The following is a 2,366-nucleotide window of genomic DNA, read 5'->3' on the forward strand; positions in this document are numbered from 1 at the left end:
ATACCCCTCTGGAGGCCGCGGACGGCGTGGCCTCCAGAGCACTTTGTCGTTTTTGGACGGAAAATCCCTAGAACCCCGGAAAGGGAACCCGAACCTTCAGGCGTTGGGTGAGCAAAACCAACCCTAGCCCTATTGCTTATGGTGCCTGGTCTATCTTGGCCCACCTGGCAGGTTTCGGGGCTATATGGGACGCTGACCGGGATTGAAACCATGACCGAACATAAGGCCGAACGTGCTCCCTGGGGAGACTTCCCGGCAGTAGTGAGGAACGGCGATCTAAAGGATCTCTCTAAAGAACCTGAATACGAAGCCGCCAAACATGGCGACCACAAGGCGATGAGCTATAAGCGCATGAAGCCGGCCGAGGACGAATTGCATTGCGAGATCAAGGCGCTGCTTGATCGCGCCAAGGCTACCGACGACCAGGAGCGTAACGAGCCGGAGCTGGACATTCCTGCCGAGATTTCTCGCCGCGAGAAGCGCCTGGAGGCGATCCAGGCGGCAAAGGCGCGCCTGGAAGCGCGCCAGCGTGAAGCGGACCAGGCCCGGGGGCGCAGCGAAGACGATGGCCGCCGGCCTCGCCATCCGGATGGCTCGGACAAGGGCGGTGGCTCGTACAAACGCGAGTTTGGTGTGCCGGATGACCGTGATCAGGAAAGCTTCACCGATCCGGACAGCCGGATCATGAAACACGCCGGTGGTGGCTCCGAGCAGAGCTACAACGGGTACACAGCGGTCGATGCCGAGCACCAGATCATCGTGGCGGCGGAGTTGACCAACTGCGCCGCGGACAGTCAGGCGCTGCTGGGCATGCTGGCAGCAGTTCAGGCCAACACCGGAGAAATGCCGGCCCAGACGCTGGCGGATGCGGGATTCCGTAGTGAGGCTGTTCTGGCAAAGGTCGCCGATCACCACGGCGATGTCATCGTTGCCCTCGGCCGCGAGGGACGTGAAGATGCCAAGGTCAATGCCAAGACCCATCCGCATACGGCGGCGATTGCGGCGAAATTGAAAACGGAGCAAGGCGATGCAGCTTACCGCCGGCGCAAGTCGATCGTGGAGGCTCCGAATGGTTGGATCAAGGCGGTGATGGGATTGCGTCAGTTCAGCATGAGGGGCCTGGACAAGGTGCAAGCCGAGTGGAAGCTCGTCTGCATGGCGCTAAATCTGAGGCGAATGGCGTATCTGTGAGGGCGAAGGTTAAATGGGGCGGCTCAAATGCACCCCAGTCGTCATAACACGCCGCGCGCCGCAAGATTGGTATCCTTGGCGCCGACGCCTTGCCAATTGCAGAGAGCGCCGCCGCCATCGTCAGTGCTCTACAGAAAACCGGTCACACGGCTCTGCCGCGCAGACTCCTAGCCTAAATGTGACAGTGGTTGGTAATCCATGCCGCCCGCAAGGGCGGCGGTGGTGGGCCAATAGATGATTTTCAGAGCCTTACTGCCCGTTGACGCCCAATCCCTCGAGCGCGAGTCTAGCCGCAGCGGCGATGACGGCCTCGCTGTGCTTGTCATCCTTGTTAGGCGCCCGGGTGTAGACGGCCAACACAATAGGTGCGCGCCCAGTGGGCCAGACGACGGCATAGTCATTTGCCGTGCCATACACTCCGCAGGTTCCGGTTTTGTCTCCGACTGCCCAGTCTGCCGGCACCGCCGCGCGGATGCGGTGGTTGCCGGTCGTGTTTCCCTTTAGCCAATCAACAAACTGCTGCCGCTGCGGCGCAGCCAGTGCAGAGCCCAGTGTCAGTTTTTGTAAGCTTTCCGTCACGGCGCGCGGCGATGAGGTATCGCGCGCATCGCCTGGGATGGCGGAGTTCAGCTCCAGCTCCCAGCGGTCCAGACGGAACGTGGTATCGCCGATAGAGCGCATGAAGGCCGTCAGCCCGGCCGGGCCGCCCAACTCCTTCAGCAACAAATTGGCGGCGGCGCTATCACTGTATTGCACGGCGGCCGCGGACAGCTCCGCCACCGTCATGCCTGTTGTCAGATATTTTTCCGAGATGGGTGACCACGGAACCAGCGCATTTTTGCCGTAACGGATGGGTGTGTCCAGCAAGCCGGCCTGCTGCTGGCTGCGAGCCAGCACAGCGGCAGCAAGAAAGCCCTTGAATGAGCTGCACAGTGGGAAGCGCTCCTCAGCGCGGTAACTTACAGTTGCGCCTGAGCCGGTATCCATCGCGTACACACCGATGGAGCCGCCAAAGTCCTGTTCGAGTTTAGCGAATGGTTCCGCGACGAGGTTGGTCAGCGCGGTGGCAGAAAAGCCAGCCAGCGGCCATGAGAGACAAGACAGCAGAACTAGACGGCGATACAGTGACATCAACGATATTCCTTGTTTGAAGGTGGAGCTAGTTAAATTAAAAA

At 60.5% G+C, this 2,366-nt stretch carries 1 protein-coding gene and 1 pseudogene; one reads left to right on the plus strand and one right to left on the minus strand.

What is annotated here, in order from left to right:
* Window positions 1-327: 327 nt before the first annotated feature.
* Window positions 328-1,191 (plus strand): annotated as a pseudogene (locus tag OKB81_RS20050) (IS1182-like element ISKpn6 family transposase); the annotation flags it as partial.
* 249 nt (window positions 1,192-1,440) lie between these two features.
* Here the strand turns inward: OKB81_RS20050 and OKB81_RS20055 are convergent.
* The gene (locus tag OKB81_RS20055; RefSeq protein ID WP_259115967.1) at window positions 1,441-2,322 is read right to left on the minus strand and encodes a carbapenem-hydrolyzing class A beta-lactamase KPC-157; all 882 of its coding nucleotides are present in this window, start codon (window positions 2,320-2,322) and stop codon (window positions 1,441-1,443) included.
* Window positions 2,323-2,366 lie beyond the last annotated feature (44 nt).

This window comes from Aeromonas sp. QDB56 (genome assembly GCF_027705505.1).
Taxonomy (GTDB): domain Bacteria; phylum Pseudomonadota; class Gammaproteobacteria; order Enterobacterales; family Aeromonadaceae; genus Aeromonas; species Aeromonas caviae.